The sequence below is a fragment of the Dyadobacter sp. BHUBP1 genome (genome assembly GCF_050587785.1).
GTDB lineage: Bacteria > Bacteroidota > Bacteroidia > Cytophagales > Spirosomataceae > Dyadobacter.
Genome location: NZ_JBOBIH010000004.1, coordinates 1 through 20877, shown reverse-complemented (window position 1 = coordinate 20877; position 20877 = coordinate 1). Strand labels below are relative to the sequence as shown.

Here is a 20877-nt window from a genome sequence, read left to right as displayed (position 1 = left end):
TTATGCCCGAACTTCCGGATCTACAGGTATTTGCCCGAAACCTATCAAAGACACTGAAAGGTAGCAAACTGGAGAAAGCCACCTTGCTCCAGACGAGCAAAATGAAAGTTTCTGAAAAGGAGCTCAATGAGCTGCTTTCCGGCAAGAAACTTCACGGGGTGACGCGTGTCGGGAAGCAGCTTTGTTTTGATTTCGGAAAAGATGCACAGCTATTTATGCATCTGATGCTTCATGGGAAACTACTTTTGCAAGATCATAAGGACGATCCGCCTAAACAGGTAATCGCAGGTCTCTGGCTGGGTGGGAAGGTGCTTTACTTAACTGACTTTCAAAAGGCAGCGCACTTACTGTTGAACCCCAAGCCAAGCAAGGCAGTTGATGCATTGTCCGATGAGCTAACCGCCAGCTGGCTTACCGCCAAGCTTGAAAAGAGCCGCGCGAAGATCAAGTCGCTGCTGATGGACCAAAAAGTGATTGCGGGAATCGGTAACGCTTACGCCGATGAGATACTTTGGGAAGCCAGGATTAATCCAGAGTCCATCGCCGGCCAAATTCCTGCGGCTGCGGTTAAGGCGCTGAGTGTGACCATCGGAAAAGTATTAGCTGATGCGGAAAAGGCAATTATGAAAGCGCAGCCGGATATTATCAGTGGTGAAATAAGAGATTTTCTACAAATCCACAATCCAAAAAAGGAAACGAGCCCTACTGGGGCAAAAATCATTACGACCACCGTCGGTGGCCGTAAGACCTATTACACAAATGAACAGAAACTATATAAGTAGCGCAGCTAAGCATCGACGGGCTGCTCTTTAAGCAACGCGATAAGCACCTTGGCCGTCGGGCCGGCTGACAAGGGGTTATTCGTGAAGCCGGCGATGCGCTTTCCACTTAAAAAGCAAACTCACCCAGCCACACCGGTTGTGCCATCGGTATGCTCCATTTGCGCATGGGATGTCAACACCATCAATATACTTTTCATTTGCACGTAGATTTAAAGTAAAAATAAAAAGCTGACGGTCGCCATCAGCAGCCGCCAGCCCGAAAACCAATTATGATTTATTTCGCCTTATCAAGGCTTTTGATGTGGTCCAGGTGAGATCTAAGTACCGGCAGTGTTTTGTCAATGAAGGCTTTGATCTCGACATCTTTCACATTCTTCTGGCCGTCCTCAAATAGTTTAACGGTTTTTTGGTGATCGTCGACCATCTGATCGATATAGGCTTTATCGAAGTCCTTGCCGCTTTTAGCGGATAAATCAGTCTCAACTTTTTGCTTGTCTTCGCTCGGCACGGCAGGTAGGGTGATGTTTTTGCCCGCAGCGAGCGCTTTGAGCTCATCATTGGCTTTCGTATGGTCGGTCACCATCATTTTACCGAATTCCTTGACCTTCGGATCGGTCCCCTTGTTTTGTGCCAGCTCTCCGAGCGCGACTTCGGCCATCCCGCCATCTGCTGCATCGACGGCGAATTTTGCATCTTCCTCGGCAACAGCCGTGGCGGCTGTTGTTCCCGCGCTATCGGCCATAGCTTCATTGGCGCTATCGGCGGCCTCGGTGGAATCGGTGGAATTGGATGTGCCACAACCCCACAGCATGGCGGCGGTGGCTAATGTCAGTAATGTGGTTGCTGGTTTCATTTTACGAATTTGTTTAAGTGGCATTAACAGACTATTGTTTAAACAGTAGCTCGCCATGTCTTAAAAAAGCATGCCCGCTCAATTGAATCTTCTGCGGAGAGCCTCATTCGCTTTTTTCCTTTTGGGCAGAGTTCTTTTTGAATGTTTCGCGCGCTCGTTTTAACCCGGTGGCAATCGCAACGCCCTCCTCCGCTCCTTCTTCCAATAAAGCATTAGCAATTTCGACAGCCTTCTCACGAATTTTCACTGGCTGATTCTTGTAGGATGGTGGGTAATCCCCGTTGTACCAAGGCATAACCATAGTTATTTAAATGACAATGGCGAAAATGCAGCAAAAAACGCGCCTGCGGCAGCTTAGAAACGCTCAAAGACCCACAAGCACCAGCTATAAACCGGTTTATTTGGGTGTAAAAAGTGTGTAAACATTATAGTTCACTTGTTTACAGCCATATTCATATACCCTACGGTGCAAAAGTCGAATCATTTGCTGGATGACTTGAGGAGATTGACAGCGCTGTTTGAACTACAATTTTAAGGACACCGACGACTAAGACCATTCTTCCTATAAGGCTCCCGCCCACTTTATTGGCAACCGGTCAAATTCATTTTTTCCGTATTGATAACAGCACGGTTATTTCTGTTTTTACATCGGCAGCCAGGTTTACCGACCAATGCACTGGACTTCACAGCAAAGCAAAGTTGGACTTCACAACAAAGCTATCACCCGTCGATTTGCCGAATTTTGCAGAAAATAATATCGCAAGTAATGTGGACATCAAACGACATACCTGACTTAACAGGCAAAACAGTTATCGTTACAGGGGCCAACACAGGGATCGGATACGAAACGGCTAAGGCACTGTACGCCAAGGGAGCCAGTGTAACAGTGGGCGCCAGAAACATGCAAAAATCAATTGCGGCGGCACAAGCGATCTCCAAAGAATCCGCAAAGGCAGGCAGTTTGGAAATCGGCGTGCTGAACCTGGCATGCCTGGATGAAATTAAAACCTTTGCTGAAAAGTTCAGAAGCAGTCACCGGCGTTTAGACATTCTTGTCAATAATGCAGGTGTGATGATACCTCCGCCATCTAAAACAAATGATGGTTTTGAATTGCAATTCGGGGTCAATTTTCTTGGGCACTTTGCCCTCACGGCGCATTTGTTCCCCTTGTTGAAAGTGTCTGACGGCGCCAGGGTGGTGACGCTGTCCAGCGGCGCTGCGACGCTGGCGTCCGGTATCGACTTTGGCAATCTGAAACTCGAAAAGCCCTACGACCCGTGGCGGGAATACGCTACCAGCAAACTTGCCGACGTCCTTTTCACTTACGAAATGGATCGCAGGTTGAAAGCCGGCAACAGCAAAATATTATCAGTGGCTGCACACCCGGGTGTAACACGCACGGACCTGCAAAGGCATATCAGCAGCGAGATACTAACAGGCCTGTTTGCTCAATACGAAGCAGTTATGGAGCCTTGGCAAGGTGCACTACCCAGCCTGTTTGCTGCTACTGACAACTCCATCAAAGGAGGCGAGTTTATCGGACCTGATGGTCAAAACGAATACGCCGGCTACCCGGCACGCTCAAAGCATTCCACGCCGTCAATGAACGACCAGGTTTTGGCACAGCAGCTTTGGGATTACGCAGAAACAGTAACTAACACAAAATTTCATTTTTAAAATCAGGACATGAACAAAACAGTATTAGTGACGGGCGGAACCGGTTTTCTGGCCGTTCATACGATCTTGCGTTTGCTTCGGCAAGGATATAAGGTGAAAACCACCATGCGTTCCCTCACCCGAGGAGAGAGCATAATCCAAGCGTTGAAAGAAGGTGGGCTTACTGAATTCGACAATTTGTCCTTTTACGAGGCAAATCTGAGCGCCGACAAGGGTTGGAATGAGGCAATGCGAAATTGTGACTATGTATTACACATAGCCTCTCCATTTCCGGCCGAGCAACCGAAAGATGAAAACGAACTGATCATACCAGCCAGGGACGGGTCCTTACGCGTGTTGAAAGCAGCCAGGAACGCCGGTGTAAAAAGGGTTGTGCTTACATCTTCATTTGCGGCAATCGGTTACAGTAAAGATCCCCAAAATCACATTTTCACCGAAGAGGATTGGACCGACGAGCGCGCGCCGATCATGCCCTATATTAAATCAAAAACCATCGCCGAAAAGGCTGCCTGGCTCTTTATCGAAAACGAGGGCAGGGATATGGAACTAACTGTAATAAATCCTGTTGGAATTTTCGGCCCCGTACTGGGAGAGATTTCTTCTGCCTCGCTGGACACGGTCATCAAAGGGATAATTAGCGGCACCATCACCGAAAGTCCGGCACATACATTTGGCGTGGTAGATGTCCGGGATGCGGCAGCCCTTCACATCAAGGCAATGCTGCACCCGAAGGCAAAAGGACAACGCTTTCTTACGACTTCCGATGGCGCCATGAGCTTTTACGATGTAGCACAATTTATCAAACAGCACCGGCCGGCGCTTGCTACCAATGTTGCCGATATGAAGCCTACCGAAAAGGAGCATTATGTTCAGATGTCAAATCAAAAAGCTGTAACAACGCTCGACTGGCACCCCAGATCCCGGGAAGAAGCTATACTGGCGAGTATTGATTCGCTATTTAATCGGTAAATTTGCAGGTATCAAAAGCTGAGACATTGAAAATAAACAACATTCAATCCTGTCACCTCGGCCCGGAAATATCACCGGAGCAATTCATCCCCGAGCACTTTTTTCTATATCTGCTGAAAGGGTCAATGAAGGCATTTGACGGCAACAAGTATTATCACATGGTTCCTGGCGATTACTGCATCGCCAGGAAAAACCATCTGGTCCGCTACACCAAGTATAAGGTTGATAATCAATTTGAGAAGATTATCATTACGTTTGACGAGCCGTTTTTAAGGGCATTTTTGGAGCGGCACCCCGTTCAGACACATCCCTCAAGTACCGGCGATTCATTCCTTTTTCTTCCGCAGAACAAACTGATTAAACACTATATCCAATCGCTCGAACCCTATTATACAGGGGATTCTCACATCGATGAAGCATTTGCCGACATCAAGCGAGAAGAACTACTGACAATTATATTAAAGACAGATCCGGATATGGCCGATATCTTTTTCAATTTCGCCAATCCTGCCAAAATTGATCTGACAACTTTTATGAACCATAATTTCCGGTTCAATATCAGCCTGGAACGGTTTGCTTTCCTGACCGGTCGAAGCTTGTCATCTTTCAAGCGTGATTTCCAAAAAACCTTTGGCACAAACCCGGGAAGCTGGCTCAAAAAGAAACGCCTGGAAGAGGCATATTTTCAAATTAACCGGCAGAATCGCAAGCCGAGCGAGGTATATCTGGAAGTCGGATTCGAAGACCTATCTCACTTCTCATTTGTTTTCAAGAAGGAGTTCGGCCGTGCTCCGTCGGAAGTGATGCCGCAAATGCGGCAGACATAGGTATCTAGTCATTACCCGCAACAACAGACGAAGAAAAAGGCTGCAGTACCTTTGGCAATACAAAGGAAATTGACACGGTCGTACCATTGGCGCCATCAATGGTCAAATCTCCATTTACCTCTGTCGCAAGGCCGTACATGAGGTTCATACCCAGCGAGCCGGCGCGGCGGGTATCGAAATCCGGGCTGAGGCCGATATCATTGTCAGAAACAACCAGATTCACGTTTTCCTCTTCGCCGCCGAAGGCCACACGGATACAACCCGGTTCGTTATCAGGAAACGCGTGTTTGATCGAATTGGTAATTGCTTCATTCAAAATTAACCCGATCGGAACCGCGTTTGAAACATCCAGGTAAATTTCTTCCAAATCAGAGGTAAACGTTATGCTTTGATTCGAACCGATGCAGTCCTTTAAATAAGTGATTAGCTCGTTGATATACCAACGCATATTGACGGTGGTCACATCCTCGGACAGATAAAGCTTCTGATGAATTAAGGACATCGCTTCAATCCGATGTTTACTATCCAGCACTGCATCCAGCGCACCATTATTTAAATAGGAGGCTTGTGAATCTATCAAACTGACAATCATTTGCAGGTTGTTTTTTACCCTGTGGTGAACCTCCCTTATCAACCATTCCTTTTCCTTCAATAAAATTTCGAGTTTGCTATTTTTTTCCTCCATGCTACGGCTGAACGCCCTGCTTATTTTCCACCTGCTAAATAGCGAAAGCACCAGCATCAAAAGAATTATTACCGCTGCGATAATCGATATAAAGTGTCATATCACCTGCCTCTATCATCAGGCCAGCCCAGGACAATTTCGTAATTTTCATTTTACAAATCTCGATTAATAACGCAATTATATATACGCAAAAAAAATAGTACGGTTCTTTTAATCACTTTGAGAGACTTTGCCTGATAACCGCGCCAGCTTGCAGCAATGCAATTTGGACCGCATCGACATGAGCAATTGGATTCAAAGGTCTTTCCTGTGCCATGGCAATTGGGTTTAAATGGATAAATGTGACAACTAGCAGGAAAAAAATGTAGCGGTAGGATATTGTTTTCATCATCGTATTGTTAAGGTAATTGGACAATAATTTGCAAACCAGGCCGGATTCAAATTCGACCGGTATGCCGATATGGAAATGAAGGCGGGAAGGTCAATGAAAAAGTGGTGTTGCCGCTCGCAAATGCCGGTCAAGATGCCAGTGAGATGTTTGATGAACACGGTTATGACTACCAGGCAAAGGTAAGCAAGACGCCATCGACGGTAATTGACGCTAGCCAGGTGTTCGTTGTCAATTCCCTTTGCTCATTTCATAATTCAGGCCAGCGGCAATGAAACCATCGCAGGATTACCTCCTTAATTTTTGGTTACTGATATCTTTATACGCATTAGGGACATTAAAGTTAAAATGAAGCCAGTTGAAAAGTTGGTATCCCTTATTGAATTCTTCCATAGTAACCGTTTCTTGGGTCTGAACAAGGGAAAGACCAGATTCAACGGCCCTTGTGACCTTGTCTTGCAAGGCCAACACGTAGTCAATTGTAAATCGAATACCGTCTTTGTCAGTTATTCTTCCATGGCCGGGCACCACGACGTCATCTTCTCCAATCATATCGTATATCTGTTTTAGATTCGACACCGGATCGAGGAAATAGCCGTCAAACAACCATGGAATTGTGGGACTCTCAGCAATGAACGGATTGCCAACCCACCAGACCGTGCGATCCGATCGTCTCACTCTCACGAAAAGGTCGGCCGGTGACTGGGCAGTGCCTACGTTAATTAACTCGACCGTTGTACCACCTCCCATGTCAATCTTCATATGCTGGTCGAGCGGTACGACCAGGTTTGCCGGTCGGTGAACGCTTTCTTCAATACCGCGACCGGCACCAAAAAGTGTTATCATGAATTGCTTGATAGCCTCATAATTTCCTGTCAGATTGTTGTGACAAAACTCGTTTTGAATGACGATGGTCTGCTCGGGCAGCAGGTAATTTCCGAAGCAGTGGTCTCCGTGGTCGCTGGTATTGACTGCGTATATAATTGGTTTTGAGGTAACTGATCGAAGCAATTTGATTAATTGGCCATATAGACGCTTATTGATCATGGTTTCAATGAGTAATACCCCGTTACTACCAACAACAAAACCAGCCGTAGTCGCCTGCGGAATACCTAGTGTGGTTTCTGATCCGGCCGTGCTGGGAACAACTGCATAAATATTCTCAGCGACTTTTTGCAGCCGTAATGTGATTTGATTGGCATCCCAGATCGGGATTTTAGGCGGCATTGGCATTTGCGCATTCCCCCGCCAAGGGGAAAACAATGCAATCAACAGGGTAATCAGAATTGTACGGTAAGTAGGTGAAGATGCCATAAATTATCAGTTTGGTAATTGAAGGTCATATTGATGCTGGATAATTAATCCAAGTACATGCTCACATGATCCAAAGAAACCAAGCCAATCTTTATAGTAATTGATTATTAACGACTTAAATAGAACACATCCCTGGCGTCGCTTCTATATTTCGTCAGTTGATATCGTACCCGACGATATTTCGTAGATACGTCTTTAGCAAAAAGTCCCGGATGTTCTCGGCGCATGAACTCGATAAAACAGTTATTTCATGACCCAATGTTTCGCTGGCCTGACAGGGAAGGCAAAATTCAGCAATCGCTGCAAAGTTTATTGTTTTCCCCGGAAACAGCTAGCGAGCGGAAAGCCTCTCTTTCAGGACATATATCGTTTCACCATGGATGGTGGCTACTTGATGGTAGTGTTTTGAAATAAAGCTGGAAAGGCCCGGTATCCGGGCATGCCCAAATTGAGCGGGATCGTTGAACCAGAACGAAGCAGTGGTAATCTGGTCGACGAAAACTACCGGCATGTTTTTCTCCAAATCCCGTAAATACCTTTGCAAGTGACTTTGCTGCCTGGGACCAGGCGTCAGAACCCGAAAAGGGATTACATCGGCTGTGGCTTGAGACAACCTCGTTTCCAGATGATACGCCGGATGCCATCCCCATATGGTAAGCAGCTCGCCGGGCCGTGAAAACCGCAGAATGGTATTTCCGACAGGCGACATCACAAGCGGTTTTCCAAGGTCGGTTCTGCTGATTCTAGTTACCGATCCCGAAGACCGGCTCGTCGTTGACGCCCATTTCGAGACAAAGTGCGGAGCGAAACATGTCAGCAACCAGGCCGATACCATTGCGTTTTTTTGAAGGCTGCTCCATGAAGGCGGTTCGGCCCCCCTCTCTACCATCGTCCCGGCCAATACCGTCAGGGGAATAATTAAAAACAATTGGTAGTGCGGGAACAGATAACCCGGTTTGATGACCACGAAAAAACCGATGATTACATGCAACAATCCGAACCAGAAAATCAGCCGCGATACCCCGTGTCGCCCGCCTGGCCATATCAATTTTGCCGCCGCACCAACGATCAGTAACGCGTTACAAATAAAGAAATAAAAGAATTGCCCCGATTGACGCAGAAACCCGGGATACCGCAATGCTTTGTCCCAAATGGAGCCGCCGCCGGAATACTCCATGTTGCCAAGCACATAGAACTGCCAGAAATAGTCCAGCACGTCATAGCGAATGATCTGTACCAACACAATCGCCGGAAAAAGTATGCCTGCACCGACCAGGCAAGCTAGATGTCTGATTTTATATTGGCTGCGTTTCACGATGAGAATCACAGTAAAAATCACAATCAAAAGCGCCGTAGGGACACCCTGCAATTTGGCGAACGGCACCATGCCCGCCAAGAAACCGAGCAGTAACAGTTGATAAGACCGTGGTTGGGTTTGGCGGTGAACAGCTGAAAACTGCCAGAAGCATAATGCCAACAGGAACATCACCAAATACTCGTTGTAAAGTGTCGAAAACACTCCCTGACTCAATAAGAAGAAACACGCAACAGGCGTAAAAACCATCAAAGCGGCTGTCTTTCGGAACAGATTCCTGAGCGTAAAAAAAATAGCCAGCAAAGTCAGAAAAAGCAAGAGTACCCCCATGAGCCTGCCAGAAGTGTAGTCGAACGGCAATCCCAGCCACGAAGGAATAATCAGGGCATAGCTTGTGAGCGGCCCTTGAGTCAAGCCGTCCACAAACTGCCAGTATCCCCCCAACTGCTTTAAGCTCATCGCCTGCGCCAGCATCTGACCTTCGTCAACGTCCAGTTCGCGATTGTAAGCAATAAAAGGAAGCCTCATCAACAAGAGAAGCCCTAAAAGCAAACCAGCCCAATATACGTTTGAAGGCAGACGGGTAACCCTATCCGGTACCGAAGCCTTGTAGTAAAAGCCTACCGCTACTAAGACCAGGATAAACCCGGTCCAGGTGTAATTGGTCAACCATTCGTCAAAATCGAGCATGGCAAGTCAAGTAAGATGATCACGAAGCGATGGAGTCGGCATTCGTGGTGATTTTTAGTCCTGTCTCTGTTATTAGTGCACTTTCCTGATAGTTCTCGTAATCAGTATTGACACCCCAAAGGTCGATGCTTTCATCTCCATCAATTTTTTGTGCTGCCAGCATCCCCATCAGGATGCTATGATCCTGGTTGTTATACTTGAATGCACCATACCTTCCGATGGGATACAAGTTAGCTATCCGGGAGAAATATTGTTGGACCGGAAGAAGCGCTTCCATATATCCTTTGGAATATACCGGGTAACATTTAGGGATGCGGTAAACCGCTCCATCGATGATCGGCAGCCCCTTACCCAGCCCTGTTTTAGCCAGATCGGATTTCGCGATTTCGACCAGGCTTTCCTCCGTAGCATGCCACATCGGATCGTCTGCATTGCACCACAGCTCCAACGCCAGGATTGTCTTCTCCGAATTGCCGTACAAATCCGGCAACCAGTTCCGGAAATTGGTAATTCTCCCTACACTCAGGCCCGGCGAATGGATATATAGCCATTGATCATCGAACAAGTCCTTGCCGTCGACCAGCAGGTACACCAGCACCGTGTTCCGGAACGTGAGTGTGCGTAAACTTTCGCGCACATTCGCAGGTGTGCCTTCCAGATTGCGGGCAAGCGTTGTCAAGGGCATCGTGCTTACGATGGCATCGTAGTACCTTACACAGCCATTTTCAAGTTCGATACCACAGGCAACATGATTTTCTACCATTACCCGCTTGACTTTGGTGCCTAAGAAAATACAACCGCCCCGCCCCTGAACGTATTCTCCCATACGCTCATAGATCATCCCTGTTCCTTGTACCGGGTAGGCAAATTGGTCTACCAGGGTTTTGTGCCGGCCACTGTTGCCCGTGAAGCCATTTTTGATTGCCTCATACAGTGAGAGTTTCTTGATCCGCTGGGTAGCAAAATCGGCGTCCAGCTCGTTACACTTAATTCCCCATAGCTTTTCAGAATAATTCTTAAAGAAGATAGAGAACAGTCTTCTGCCAAACCTGTTAACGACCCAGCTCTCAAAATCACCTTTCAAAGGAACCGGAGCTGCCTTTTGAAAACAATAGCTCAGCAGACAGCGCAATGCCTCAACCATCCCCAGGTTTTTTAGCGCATTCACAGGTTTGAGCGGGTAGTGAAAGAACCGGCTTTTGTAGAATATCCTCGTTTGCCGGTTCACCATCCGATAGTCATTGCCAGCAAGCTCCAACCAAAGTTCATTGATCCGTTTGTCGCTACTGAAAAACCGGTGAGGTCCCAAGTCCACGCGGCATCCCCAGAGCGTTATGGTCCGGCACATGCCGCCAACTTTATCCTGAGCTTCAAATATCTCGACTTTGTAGTTGCGCTTTGCAAGTTCATAAGCGGCGGTAAGCCCCGCCGGTCCGGCACCAATAATGGCTACTGTACGCATAATTGGAATATTGAAAACAAAAAAGCTTTAACGACTTCCCCCAATCGGGTAAACTGCGCCACTTCAATGACGAGGAAAATCAGGATGGTTCTTAACCTTTAAAATTCGCCGTAAATGCCGGTCGATGTGCCATTGATGAATTAATACCTGATGCAAAACTTGCGGTGCGTGGCCGTACCCATGCAAGGCCAGGCATATCGCCGCAAGCAGAAACCAGACATTTTTCATGTTCTCTTGCAGGGTTATTCGTTCCAGGCAATCTTCTTGCAGTCGCCGGCGGTGATTTTTGTCGGTGCTTCCGACCAACTCCCAACCACCTTCCCGTCTTTGTACTGCTTCGCGCCGATCATGTGGGTGCCGGCCGGCAGCGCAATGTTGCTGACCGACTTTGAGGCCGGTGTCCCGCATGCCGGTTTCAGGAATGACGTCCCGCTCAGCACTGCCTTGACTTCACCGCTGACGGTAATATCTATACGATCAAACTTGGTCGAGCTGATGGTCGTATAGGAAACCAAAGATCCCATCGGTTCCGGGGCCGATTTTTCCTCGTCGTCCTTACAGGAGATCAAAAGGGCTGCCGCCATTACAAATAGTTTTGCACCGAAGGTTGTGTGTTTGAATGTTTTCATGACTTTTTAAATTTCTATTTTTGATAGTTCAAAACTAGTCCGGGATACAGCGGCGGGCGAAGTTTTATTTGCCGAAGCGTGGCATTTTACGCTTGATAAGTGCCAAACGCGGAGGGAACCGTTCAAATAGCGTAGGTTAGGCGAACCGAAATGGCTTCGCGGCCTGTTTCGGCATCCATTTCTAAGGTGTTGAGCTGTCAGTTCTTCCTGGCAGGAGTAAATGTAAATTTTGACAAATATCATCGTTGAGGAACACTTATTGCTCATCGATTTGAGAATGAAATTTTTTACTCGACTCCCCATCGCTATCGCTAATTTCAAATAGATATGACCGTCGACCAAATTGCAACCCGCCTGGCAGATTATTGCCGGAGAGGACAATTTACCCAAGCTCTTAAGGAGCTGTATGCAGAAAATGCGAAAAGTATCGAACCGCTTTAACTTCCAGGTTGTACTGTACGAAAATTGACCTTCGAAGTTTGTTGCGCCATGTCCCCCATCATTAAACAAATTCAAAAGCAATGTCAAGACAAATTCACAATCGAACTATTTCAATCGACGGAATTGACGTTTTCTATCGGGAGGCCGGAGAAAAGGGGAGTCCAGCTCTATTGCTACTGCATGGATTTCCCACGTCATCGGTAGCTTTTAAAAATTTGATGATTACTATGTCTGATAGATATCATCTCGTCGCTCCGGACTATCCGGGTTTTGGTTTCAGTCAATTTCCCATACCAGATGATTTTGACTATACATTTGGAGGCATCTCGGCATTAATCAACAAATTTACAGAAGTCATAGATCTGAAAAGGTTCTTTATCTATCTCCATGATTATGGCGCACCGATTGGGCTGCAGCTATGCATGAGCCACCCCGAAAAGATTGCCGGAATAATTGTTCAGAGTGGCAACGCACATCGGGAAGGAATGGGGCCGGAATGGGACGAGTATATCGATTACTGGTACAACCCGACCCCTGAAAAAAAGGAAAAGCTCATTCAATTCCTAAGTGAGGAAGGTATCAAAAATCAATACTTTGGAGGACTTCCCCCAGACGTATTAACCAGGGTCAGCCCGGAACTATGGATGCTTGACTGGGCGTTTTTGAAAAGACCGGGTAACATTGAAAAGCAGTTTGAACTAAATTGCGATTTCAAAACTCATCTGGAAATGTTCCCTGCTTACCAGGAATATTTGCGCAATTACCAGCCCCCGGCGCTTGTTATCTGGGGAAAATACGAAATGTTTTTTTCAGTGAAGGAGGTAGCGAGCTATAAACACAACTTACCTGACGCTCAAATCCATATTTTAGACGGGGGACACGATGTGCTGGACACACATTTTGATGATGTATCGAAGCTCATAACCGATTTTGTAGCTGCACAAAGTGCCCGGGACAAATCCGGGGGGAATTGAAACACAATAAGACCACTTGTAGTAACAAGGTTTGAACGTGCGAAAGATTTCATTTAAACTAAACCGGGAGGTCTTTTAATTTTTGGTGCACGCAAAGGAAGAAAAGTCGTCTTCGAACCATGATGCAACCTTAATTCACCTTTTGACATCTTACAGTCGAAACTCTAATCTTTCTGATTCAACGTGAAACAAATTACACTTACTTTCCTCGTTACCTACCTTTTATGCGGTAGTGTTCACTCGCAACAGAGCAAAGCCCCAAAAGAAGTGACAGATCTTCAGGCCTTGCTGGCTCAAGCTAACCCAGATAAACATCCCGCTGTTCAGCTGATGGCAGGAAACCAAGTATTACAAATCGACGAATATTTAATCCCTCTGGCAGAAACGACGCTGGTACGCTGTGAGAAAGATGGAGGAAAATATCAGGTCAAATTTTTCCTTCAAAATGGAACGGCTGTAACAAAAACAAGCGATCCGGCTTTTCGGCATGCCTATTGGGCAATTGAACTACGCGATAAAAAGGCATGCGAACAATTTGTCGCTCTTTTTGAAAAGATGATAGATCGTCGAAAGGGCTGATTACACTAAACCTAAATAGACCTGCCTGGAGATGTCCGGCTCATCGTCACTTTCCCAACCAAATTCATCTGAGGTATAATTGGCTTGTGAAACTTTTGATAACCACCGAAAACGCTTTTTAGCACTCATTTTGACTCGTTTAAAAAGAGGCTTTTACTACATTCAGCGTGAAGTCCAAAAGTATATTCCTGACTTTTTGCCTTGGCAAAGGGTTAACTTACAAATGCGGGGAAGCTTATAAGTTGCTCCAATCTGTTGATCTCTTTGCAAATTATAGGAGCGGACATTTTAAAGCCGACCAGCCAACGACTTCGGAGTGCCCGGCCGCCAGATTCCGTTGTGGCACAAATGAACATCAGGCCGATCGCGGTTGAAGGGCTATTCATGGTTTTGCGAACAAGTAAGAACAGAGAATAGAGACGGAAAGTCATAATCACCAGTCGCTCAAAAACGAGTAGTTATAGTACAACTCTTTGCACAGCCAACTTTGCAGACGAATTGAATGACAACCGTAAGGGAGATCAGAGTGTACCAAGATTCATTAATTCGACTACCTCACAAATAGCAATATCGATAGATCCGCTAGTCATATAACCAATCAACCCAACCTTCAAATGCAGTTGGTGATATTCGCGCAATTTTTGGTTTACAATCCACATCTTGGCAGTACCCGAAGGCTGAATGGGCAACCATTTACTTAAAATAGTGAACCCTCCGTCATCTTCAAACTCTGGCCAAATTATGTAGTGGGAGTTCTTCAAGGGGCCATCATTGGCATAGCGAAAATCAAGCCTAGCTCCTTGAAGTATATAACGAGGACTTTCATCTGCTTGTGGAAGAAATTGATATTTTACACGAAAGTCGTGTAACCGCCTAAGGGTGTAGAAATAAGAGGTGTAACTTTCCATCGTTGTCTAAACGCTTGAGTTGCTCTCGTGTTTCTGCTTTTAACTGGTTCAACACTTTCCAGTCGAATAGTTTAGAATTTCCCCTTTCTGATATTTTCAATTTGCAACTCCATCCTATGTTGCCATCCAGGGCCGTTTCTTCGATCCAGAAATGGCGCCGTAAGCTGTTCGTATTCGGATTGGGCTTTTAGCAACGGAGCTGTCACCATACATCCGATATTCCGGCTTTCAATACCATATGTCCTCATTAGGCTGTCGATCTTATCCTCCTTTATTTGCTCTACTAGACCCGATGATATTGACAATCCGGCGGTCTCATAAACTATAAGCCCATTCTTTATGTCGGATTCAGCCTTGATTTTGTACTCAGATAACAATGCTTCGTATTCCCTTTCGGCTTTAAGAATTGCCAAGATCCCGTGGTACGAAATGAAAAGGAGAAATGCCAGGTTGAAGAAAACATCGGCTCCTAGAAATCGACGCTTGAATGGGATGTTTTTAAATTTGATACATGCAAAAAGAGCAGAAACCAGGGCACCTGCCGCTAATATACCTAAAAAGGTAAGCCATTCGAAGCCAGAGAGTGAATCCAATACACTAGCATACACTTGATAATTTAGGTAATAGTTGGGGGCGACAGCTGCCATAAAAAGCACCGTTATCGTCACCGCATCTATTATCAGCAATTTTTTCAATGTGAGGAGAATTTGAAAAGTTATTCAAAAATATAAGCTTACCGGTAATGTGCAATGATTTGTTGCAATACGTGATCACCAGGACTATCCAAACTGCCCGCTTGGTAAATGCAAGGTATTGCTTTGGAATAAGGTGATATTAGTTTACAGTGACCTATAATGGCCCTGTATCCGAAGAGTGTTTATTGGAAAACTTTTCGTAAAATAACTGACGGTTACCTCTTGATAAATATCGGTTACTTAAAGATGCTTTATCGGCGGAAGTGGTACTTTTGCAACCTGTTACAATCGCTAACATACATACCCATGAAGAGATTTTACCTAAGGAGGATTTTGGTCGCCATGTTGCTCCTGCGGCATTTACTACCGATACACAACGCATTTTCGCAAGCCACCTGGCCGCAATATGGCACGGGCGTGTTCAGACCTACGTTGGCGTGGCTTACCTGGGATGATATTCTGCCGGCCAACGGGCTGGTCGCGGGTCAGAGCATCACACGCACCATCAATTTTGGGGATATGATCGTGACGGTGGTGCTGGACGAGATCAGCTTTTCGGGCACGGTGCAGGCACCTGGCACGCTGGATAATACCAAACTCATTGGCTACACGCCTGGAACGAAAGCTACCGATGGAACGCAGACATTATATGACTATCATGATTTGTGGGGCGAACATCCTCCCATTGGCCTTGCCCCCAATTTTGCTGGGGCTGGCACGGGGTTGAAGGTCAATTTCCGGGTCAGTGCCCATGCAGTGTTGTACGGCCAAGCAATGGACTTGAGCATGTTTTTCGCGCAAAATGAGGATGGCAACGAAGTGGTGGGCGCGATAAACGACTATGTGCAGGCGACCACCAATGGCTCGGCATGGAAGCTGGCATCGCAAACCGACTGGGAGATAGCGCACAGCTCCAACCTCGCCTCTGCGGTGTTTACAAATGCGAATAAAACCGTCAAGGCGCATGTGGGTGGATACAATTCGGCGGTATTTCATACGATTAAAACCGAAGCTTCGGCCGCCGCACCCTTGCAGGCCAATATAGAAATGAATTGCGCCACAGGCTCGTCGATAGCGCTCGGCTTTATGGTTTACTATGATACCGGTGACGGCGATCCGACCTACGGGATGGCCATTAACAAGCAGCCATTTGTCATCACGGGAGGCGATCCGGTGGGGAACACAGCTACTATTACTAACTACTTTAATTGGAACCAGTCGTCACCGGCCACGCCCCGTATCCAGCCCGGGACCGTTCCTGAGGCATTTTATAAGAACTTGCGAACCGGCATGTACGGCGCCGATGCCGATTCGTTTGGCCCTACCTATGGGGGTTTTGCTGACGAGTATTCCGGATATGACGAAGGCATCTGGCCTGTGAATATTGAAGAAGTTTCGGTGTTCCCGATCAGTGTTGCACCCACATTTTCCTATACCGTTCAGGCGTACAAAAAATCCCCCGATCCCGCCACGCCGGCTTACGTCACGGCCTGGATTGATTTTAACCAGGATGGCGTTTTCAGTCCGTCGGAATTTGCCTGGAACACGCTAACGGATGATAATGCGCAGCAAGATCTTAATTTTACCTGGAACCTGACGTCCATTCCTTACGGCGCCGGGCAAACTTACACCCGTGTAAGAATTTCCTACACCGACCCGGCGACGCTGACCGATGACCCGGCCACGCCAGCAGACGAACGAAGCATTGCTATCCTGGGCGAGGGAGAAACCGAAGATCACCGCATATGGCTGACCAAACCCAACATGATTACCGGAAAGGTATTCAATGATGCCAATGGGATGACGGACAATGCGGTAGGTGGCGGTGGTACCAACGCAGGTGGCCTGAATGTTATTGCAGTAGGCACGAATGGAAAAGTATGGGCCTTCTCGGCGGTGGACGCGTCGGGTAATTTCTCATTACCTAATGTATACAATGGCACTTATGAATTGCGGCTCACAACTGCCCATGCTTACCTTACGCAAAACGCCGGCGCTGCATTATTGCCGCAGGGCTGGGTAGCAACCGGTGAAGGCGCGACGGCTACCGGCGATGGCACCCCTAATGCCAATATTGCCGGGATCAATGTCACATTGGATAATCCGCTGACCAACATCAATTTTGGGATCAACCGCCGGCCGGTTACCGAAAGCAAGACGTTCGTCGTTCCAAACGAGGCGTTGTCGCTATCGCCTGCGGGTGGGCCTGCGCTCGCCGATTACCTTGGCATTCCGCTGAACAGTGCCTCGCTGACCGGTTACAGCTCGGGTGGCTCGCTGGCGGGTAGCGACGCGGAAGATTGCGTGGCAGCCGGCAGCTGCAATGCAGGCAAAAGTTTTGTCATAGAAAGCATTAAACCCAATTCTAAACTATTTTACGACGGGCAGGAGTTAATCCCCGGCACTTCAAATACCACCATTGCATCGCTGGATGTGGCGAAATTAGTCCTTTACGGCCAGGTAGGTGCTGGTGGTCCGGGTGATCCGGTTGGGTTCACGTATTCGTTGCTGGATGCCGCCGGGGTGAAAAGCAGCACACCGGGTACGTTCAATGTAACGGTCAACGCAGCATTCCCCGTCAAGTTGGTCGATTTTACAGCAAGAATAGCCGAGCGTAATGTGGTACTGAACTGGTCGACCACCGAAGAATCAGCCAGTAGCCATTTTGAAATACAACACAGCATAGAAGGTCGGAATTGGCTAGCTATCGGCGGGGTCGAATCGGCAGGAAACAGCACAATAGTCCGGCACTACGACTTCATTCACACGAATATAGCGGCTGGCGATCATTACTACCGCTTGAAAATGGTTGATCTGGACGGCACCTCCGCCTGGAGTGCCATCCGCCACGTTTCGCTCAATGTCGGCGACTTCAAAATTTACCCGAACCCGGCCAGCAACGTCGTACAAGTGCACGAACAGGATGGCGAGGAAGTGCGGGTGTACGATTTAAATGGGATATTAAAACTAACTACGAAGGTCCTCAATGGCAAAATTAGTGTGGAAAGCCTTGAAAACGGAAGCTATGTGCTAACCACCGGTAAAAACGCGCTCAATCTTCCGGGACAAAAACTGGTCATTGTGCGATAACATAGCAGATAACAAAACAGAAATTCTCTTAATATTACTTCGATAGTAAAAGAACCCAAACAAAATGAGGAGGTACTGGCAATGCGCTTTGTTGCGGCATTAATTACCGTTATGTTGGCTCCAAGTGTAATACTCCCCAAAATTGAGGCCATCGGTTAAGTTTAGTAACTTGACTCTAATGCCGTTTCACCGTTGTACGGACATCTATGGCTTGATAGGCCAGGTTAACCAAACTGTTGTACGCAAGGCAGGTTACCGAAAAGGTTACCAGATGTTTAGCCCTATTGGATTGGAATGGTATTCTTATCTTTTTAAGTACTCGCAATAATGAGTTCTTTGAATGAAAAAAGCACCCTTTGAGGCACTCTGGGTTATCACACTGGGAACAATTTTTATTCTGAAAGCGCTTATATGTCAATTGCTTGTATTTTCTTTCAAAATAGGTACCCGAAACGGTAACCGATTCTTTTAGCTTGTTTTGGTGGTGGTACGCCGATCTATCCGATGAGGGATTTGTGAATTCCTTATTGGTCGGTAGATCCGAAGATGATCCAAAGGATAAAATATATAGCGATGATATCCCATAACTTGCTTTTGGGAACCCCTTAGTATAGTTCAGTCTTTGCCTTGCAAAGTCAAAGGAACCCACTGCAAATATCACATGGATAGTTTTCAACTGGACATAAGAACTGCACTACTTTCATTGTCCGAGAAAGGAAGGTTACTTTTCGCGGCTATAACCTGCGTCCATCTTTACCCAAACTACGAGAACTTTGTCACGGCTTTTGGATGGGGTAGCCCTCAGGTTATCCAGCACGCAATTGATGAAATTTTTCTGGTTCTGAAGGAGGATAGCCCATGCTCTGTGCGGCAACTACAGGATTTAATTGACGCTGTTGATTTAGTAATTCCCGACACGGAGGATTTTTCAGATATCGCTTGTTCACAGGCGTTGGATGCTGGTGTTGCAGTTTTAAGTACCCTGGAATACATAAAGACGCGGGACCTAGAATCTGTCGTGAATGTTGCTCTATGTGCGAGGGATACAGTAGACATGTTTATCCAAGTCCGAGACGATTTTAATAGCAATGATCCCTCGTGTGAATCTCGAATCGAGTCGGATCATTTGATGCTGCGGGAGAAAGCCAGGCAAGAGCTGTTAATAAAGCAGCTCGCTATTTTAAAGCTCGATGCTGTAAGTGATGGGTTGATCAATAGTTTACTGCCGCAACTGTCTATTATTGAGTAGTCTATATTTTATTCTTGCGTTTTCGTTGTCCTGCTCGACGATCTCTCGCATAAAAATGGAGGCTGCGCCAAATAAAAAATGCCGCGCTAACCTTCCGCGCCAGAATTCTTGGGAGGCACCTGCTGGTGCGAGGATATAAAGTCGCTCATTGTCTTTTTAGCGGTGGAGTGGAACCGAAAATTTCGTATCTATCGCTTAGAGTATTAAAAAAAACAAAAAAGGTGAAGTCAACTACTACTGAATGTCGCCAGTTCTTAAATGACAATTTCAAAGGATTGAGGTTTAAAATGCCGCTATTTTATAGCTGGAATCATGGCCTCCGTTTTGATTTGCAAAGTGGTGACACGAGCACTGACGAATATTTCAAGGAAGTTATCAGAAGAGCCTCGATAATTTTTCAAACCGCATTTAGCAGGTCTGACAACGTGTACTTGGTAATGTTAGATTGGAAATACAAGCGTAGGAAAATACGGTTTGGGAATTTTACATTCAAACAAATTAGCAACCTCAATAAATCAGAAGTTTATTACTCAAAAGAAACGGGGCTTTATTCTCCCAAGGACAAGTTTGATGTTGCTATTATTAAATTAACCTCGGACAGAATAAACCTCGAGAATATTTTTGCTGCAATAGGACACTCGGACTTTCCTCCTAGACAGCCAAGGCTTGACAATAATCGTTCTTTGACAAGCAAAGAAGTTTATTTTTTAAACATCGAGAAGAAACTCATTCTTCACATGTATGATGACCGAGGGCTTGACATTATAGCAGCAGATAGACAAACGTTGAGGTCAATTTATGAAAGACATAATGACCTGATACTTAGCTATGATCGAGAGCGGATTGACAAACAATTTGAGTGAATTGGTTAACCACTTGAACGTGCGCTAGCTTTTACACAAAGGGCCAATTTCAAACAAATTCCTCGACCGGCATCTTAGGTCTTGGTCCGTATTTGTTCCTATCCGGGTGGCCCGGGGCAAGCGAAAGGGGAAGCGGCGATTACCCGATCGGATTAGGCAACCGTTAGCACCGCCTGCCCAGGTAAATGAAGTATGGAGTGATAGTATGATTGGCAACCGCAGGTTCCGCACCGCACCGGCGGCCCGGATTCAATGTTATCGACGATTGTTCTCGTGAGGCATTGGCCATAGAAATCGACACTTCACTTTCCGCTAAGCGGATCATTAGGACTTTGAATCGTATTGGTGAAAGCAGAGGATTCCCAATTGCAATCAGATCGGACAACGGACCCGAATTCACTTCCGGAAATTTCACGATCTGGTGTGAGGAAAAAGGGATTGAAACCAAATTTATACAGCCAGGCAAGCCAACGCAAAATGGCCACA

19 protein-coding genes are annotated in these 20877 nt (G+C 46.5%); 10 read left to right on the top strand and 9 right to left on the bottom strand.

The window, feature by feature from the left end; genetic code table 11:
* Positions 1-2 precede the first annotated feature (2 nt).
* The gene (locus ACQ4MZ_RS16730) at positions 3-782 is read left to right on the top strand and encodes an Fpg/Nei family DNA glycosylase (protein ID WP_430846457.1); all 780 of its coding nucleotides are present in this window, start codon (positions 3-5) and stop codon (positions 780-782) included.
* A 274-nt stretch (positions 783-1056) separates the two neighbouring features.
* Here ACQ4MZ_RS16730 and ACQ4MZ_RS16725 read toward each other — a convergent pair whose 3' ends face one another.
* Complete coding sequence (locus ACQ4MZ_RS16725; RefSeq protein WP_430846455.1) at positions 1057-1635, bottom strand: DUF4142 domain-containing protein; 579 nt, start codon at positions 1633-1635, stop codon at positions 1057-1059.
* 103 nt (positions 1636-1738) lie between these two features.
* Complete coding sequence (locus ACQ4MZ_RS16720) at positions 1739-1930, bottom strand: DUF2188 domain-containing protein (RefSeq protein ID WP_430846453.1); 192 nt, start codon at positions 1928-1930, stop codon at positions 1739-1741.
* Between the two features lie 321 nt (positions 1931-2251).
* Between ACQ4MZ_RS16720 and ACQ4MZ_RS16715 the strand changes: the two genes are divergently transcribed.
* The 3 genes from ACQ4MZ_RS16715 to ACQ4MZ_RS16705 are packed head-to-tail and all read left to right on the top strand — an operon-like array spanning position 2252 to position 5109.
* On the top strand, positions 2252-3313 hold the full coding sequence (locus ACQ4MZ_RS16715) for an oxidoreductase (protein WP_430846451.1): 1062 nt from the start codon (positions 2252-2254) through the stop codon (positions 3311-3313).
* Between the two features lie 9 nt (positions 3314-3322).
* Complete coding sequence (locus ACQ4MZ_RS16710; RefSeq protein WP_430846449.1) at positions 3323-4282, top strand: SDR family oxidoreductase; 960 nt, start codon at positions 3323-3325, stop codon at positions 4280-4282.
* A gap of 26 nt (positions 4283-4308) precedes the next feature.
* Positions 4309-5109, top strand: coding sequence for a helix-turn-helix domain-containing protein (locus ACQ4MZ_RS16705; protein ID WP_430846447.1), 801 nt, complete (start codon positions 4309-4311; stop codon positions 5107-5109).
* 4 nt (positions 5110-5113) lie between these two features.
* Here the strand turns inward: ACQ4MZ_RS16705 and ACQ4MZ_RS16700 are convergent, their stop codons facing one another.
* The 5 genes from ACQ4MZ_RS16700 to ACQ4MZ_RS16680 form a co-directional block, all read right to left on the bottom strand.
* Positions 5114-5794 carry a sensor histidine kinase gene (locus ACQ4MZ_RS16700; RefSeq protein WP_430846445.1) on the bottom strand — a complete coding sequence of 227 codons (681 nt, stop codon included), beginning with the start codon at positions 5792-5794 and terminating at the stop codon, positions 5114-5116.
* Between the two features lie 676 nt (positions 5795-6470).
* Entirely contained in the window at positions 6471-7496 is a 1026-nt protein-coding gene (locus ACQ4MZ_RS16695; RefSeq protein ID WP_430846443.1) for a hypothetical protein, read from the bottom strand.
* A gap of 331 nt (positions 7497-7827) precedes the next feature.
* Positions 7828-9501: a hypothetical protein gene (locus ACQ4MZ_RS16690; RefSeq protein WP_430846441.1), complete on the bottom strand. Its 1674-nt coding sequence runs from the start codon at positions 9499-9501 to the stop codon at positions 7828-7830.
* A gap of 19 nt (positions 9502-9520) precedes the next feature.
* The gene (locus ACQ4MZ_RS16685) at positions 9521-10963 is read right to left on the bottom strand and encodes an FAD-dependent oxidoreductase (protein WP_430846439.1); all 1443 of its coding nucleotides are present in this window, start codon (positions 10961-10963) and stop codon (positions 9521-9523) included.
* A gap of 242 nt (positions 10964-11205) precedes the next feature.
* The gene (locus ACQ4MZ_RS16680; RefSeq protein ID WP_430846437.1) at positions 11206-11592 is read right to left on the bottom strand and encodes a hypothetical protein; all 387 of its coding nucleotides are present in this window, start codon (positions 11590-11592) and stop codon (positions 11206-11208) included.
* Between the two features lie 521 nt (positions 11593-12113).
* On the opposite strand from ACQ4MZ_RS16680, the gene ACQ4MZ_RS16675 reads away from it, so the two are divergent.
* Together ACQ4MZ_RS16675 and ACQ4MZ_RS16670 are read left to right on the top strand one after the other, a co-directional pair.
* Positions 12114-13007 (top strand): alpha/beta fold hydrolase, encoded by an 894-nt coding sequence (locus tag ACQ4MZ_RS16675; protein WP_430846435.1) that lies wholly within the window; start codon positions 12114-12116, stop codon positions 13005-13007.
* A gap of 183 nt (positions 13008-13190) precedes the next feature.
* Positions 13191-13586: a hypothetical protein gene (locus tag ACQ4MZ_RS16670; protein WP_430846433.1), complete on the top strand. Its 396-nt coding sequence runs from the start codon at positions 13191-13193 to the stop codon at positions 13584-13586.
* Positions 13587-14107: 521 nt separating this feature from the next.
* Here ACQ4MZ_RS16670 and ACQ4MZ_RS16665 read toward each other — a convergent pair.
* Complete coding sequence (locus ACQ4MZ_RS16665; protein ID WP_430846431.1) at positions 14108-14494, bottom strand: hypothetical protein; 387 nt, start codon at positions 14492-14494, stop codon at positions 14108-14110.
* A gap of 71 nt (positions 14495-14565) precedes the next feature.
* Entirely contained in the window at positions 14566-15189 is a 624-nt protein-coding gene (locus tag ACQ4MZ_RS16660; protein WP_430846429.1) for a hypothetical protein, read from the bottom strand.
* 306 nt (positions 15190-15495) lie between these two features.
* On the opposite strand from ACQ4MZ_RS16660, the gene ACQ4MZ_RS16655 reads away from it, so the two are divergent.
* The 4 genes from ACQ4MZ_RS16655 to ACQ4MZ_RS16640 all read left to right on the top strand — a co-directional run.
* Positions 15496-18279 carry a CshA/CshB family fibrillar adhesin-related protein gene (locus tag ACQ4MZ_RS16655; RefSeq protein WP_430846427.1) on the top strand — a complete coding sequence of 928 codons (2784 nt, stop codon included), beginning with the start codon at positions 15496-15498 and terminating at the stop codon, positions 18277-18279.
* Between the two features lie 661 nt (positions 18280-18940).
* Positions 18941-19528, top strand: coding sequence for a DUF416 family protein (locus ACQ4MZ_RS16650; protein WP_430846425.1), 588 nt, complete (start codon positions 18941-18943; stop codon positions 19526-19528).
* A 221-nt stretch (positions 19529-19749) separates the two neighbouring features.
* Positions 19750-20391, top strand: a complete 642-nt coding sequence (locus tag ACQ4MZ_RS16645; protein ID WP_430846423.1) for a DUF3885 domain-containing protein — start codon at positions 19750-19752, stop codon at positions 20389-20391.
* Between the two features lie 209 nt (positions 20392-20600).
* The coding region (locus ACQ4MZ_RS16640) for a DDE-type integrase/transposase/recombinase (protein WP_430846421.1) at positions 20601-20877 on the top strand (277 nt) is incomplete at its 3' end.

What these genes read in the sequence shown, in the direction of transcription:
- ACQ4MZ_RS16685 (WP_430846439.1), bottom strand. Translation starts at nt 10,963, where the DNA reads ATGCGTACAGTAGCCATTATTGGTGCCGGACCGGCGGGGCTTACCGCC.
- ACQ4MZ_RS16710 (WP_430846449.1), top strand. Translation starts at nt 3,323, where the DNA reads ATGAACAAAACAGTATTAGTGACGGGCGGAACCGGTTTTCTGGCCGTT.
- ACQ4MZ_RS16650 (WP_430846425.1), top strand. Translation starts at nt 18,941, where the DNA reads ATGGATAGTTTTCAACTGGACATAAGAACTGCACTACTTTCATTGTCC.
- ACQ4MZ_RS16655 (WP_430846427.1), top strand. Translation starts at nt 15,496, where the DNA reads ATGAAGAGATTTTACCTAAGGAGGATTTTGGTCGCCATGTTGCTCCTG.
- ACQ4MZ_RS16690 (WP_430846441.1), bottom strand. Translation starts at nt 9,501, where the DNA reads ATGCTCGATTTTGACGAATGGTTGACCAATTACACCTGGACCGGGTTT.
- ACQ4MZ_RS16675 (WP_430846435.1), top strand. Translation starts at nt 12,114, where the DNA reads ATGTCAAGACAAATTCACAATCGAACTATTTCAATCGACGGAATTGAC.
- ACQ4MZ_RS16695 (WP_430846443.1), bottom strand. Translation starts at nt 7,496, where the DNA reads ATGGCATCTTCACCTACTTACCGTACAATTCTGATTACCCTGTTGATT.
- ACQ4MZ_RS16720 (WP_430846453.1), bottom strand. Translation starts at nt 1,930, where the DNA reads ATGCCTTGGTACAACGGGGATTACCCACCATCCTACAAGAATCAGCCA.
- ACQ4MZ_RS16680 (WP_430846437.1), bottom strand. Translation starts at nt 11,592, where the DNA reads ATGAAAACATTCAAACACACAACCTTCGGTGCAAAACTATTTGTAATG.
- ACQ4MZ_RS16730 (WP_430846457.1), top strand. Translation starts at nt 3, where the DNA reads ATGCCCGAACTTCCGGATCTACAGGTATTTGCCCGAAACCTATCAAAG.
- ACQ4MZ_RS16725 (WP_430846455.1), bottom strand. Translation starts at nt 1,635, where the DNA reads ATGAAACCAGCAACCACATTACTGACATTAGCCACCGCCGCCATGCTG.
- ACQ4MZ_RS16665 (WP_430846431.1), bottom strand. Translation starts at nt 14,494, where the DNA reads ATGGAAAGTTACACCTCTTATTTCTACACCCTTAGGCGGTTACACGAC.
- ACQ4MZ_RS16700 (WP_430846445.1), bottom strand. Translation starts at nt 5,794, where the DNA reads ATGGAGGAAAAAAATAGCAAACTCGAAATTTTATTGAAGGAAAAGGAA.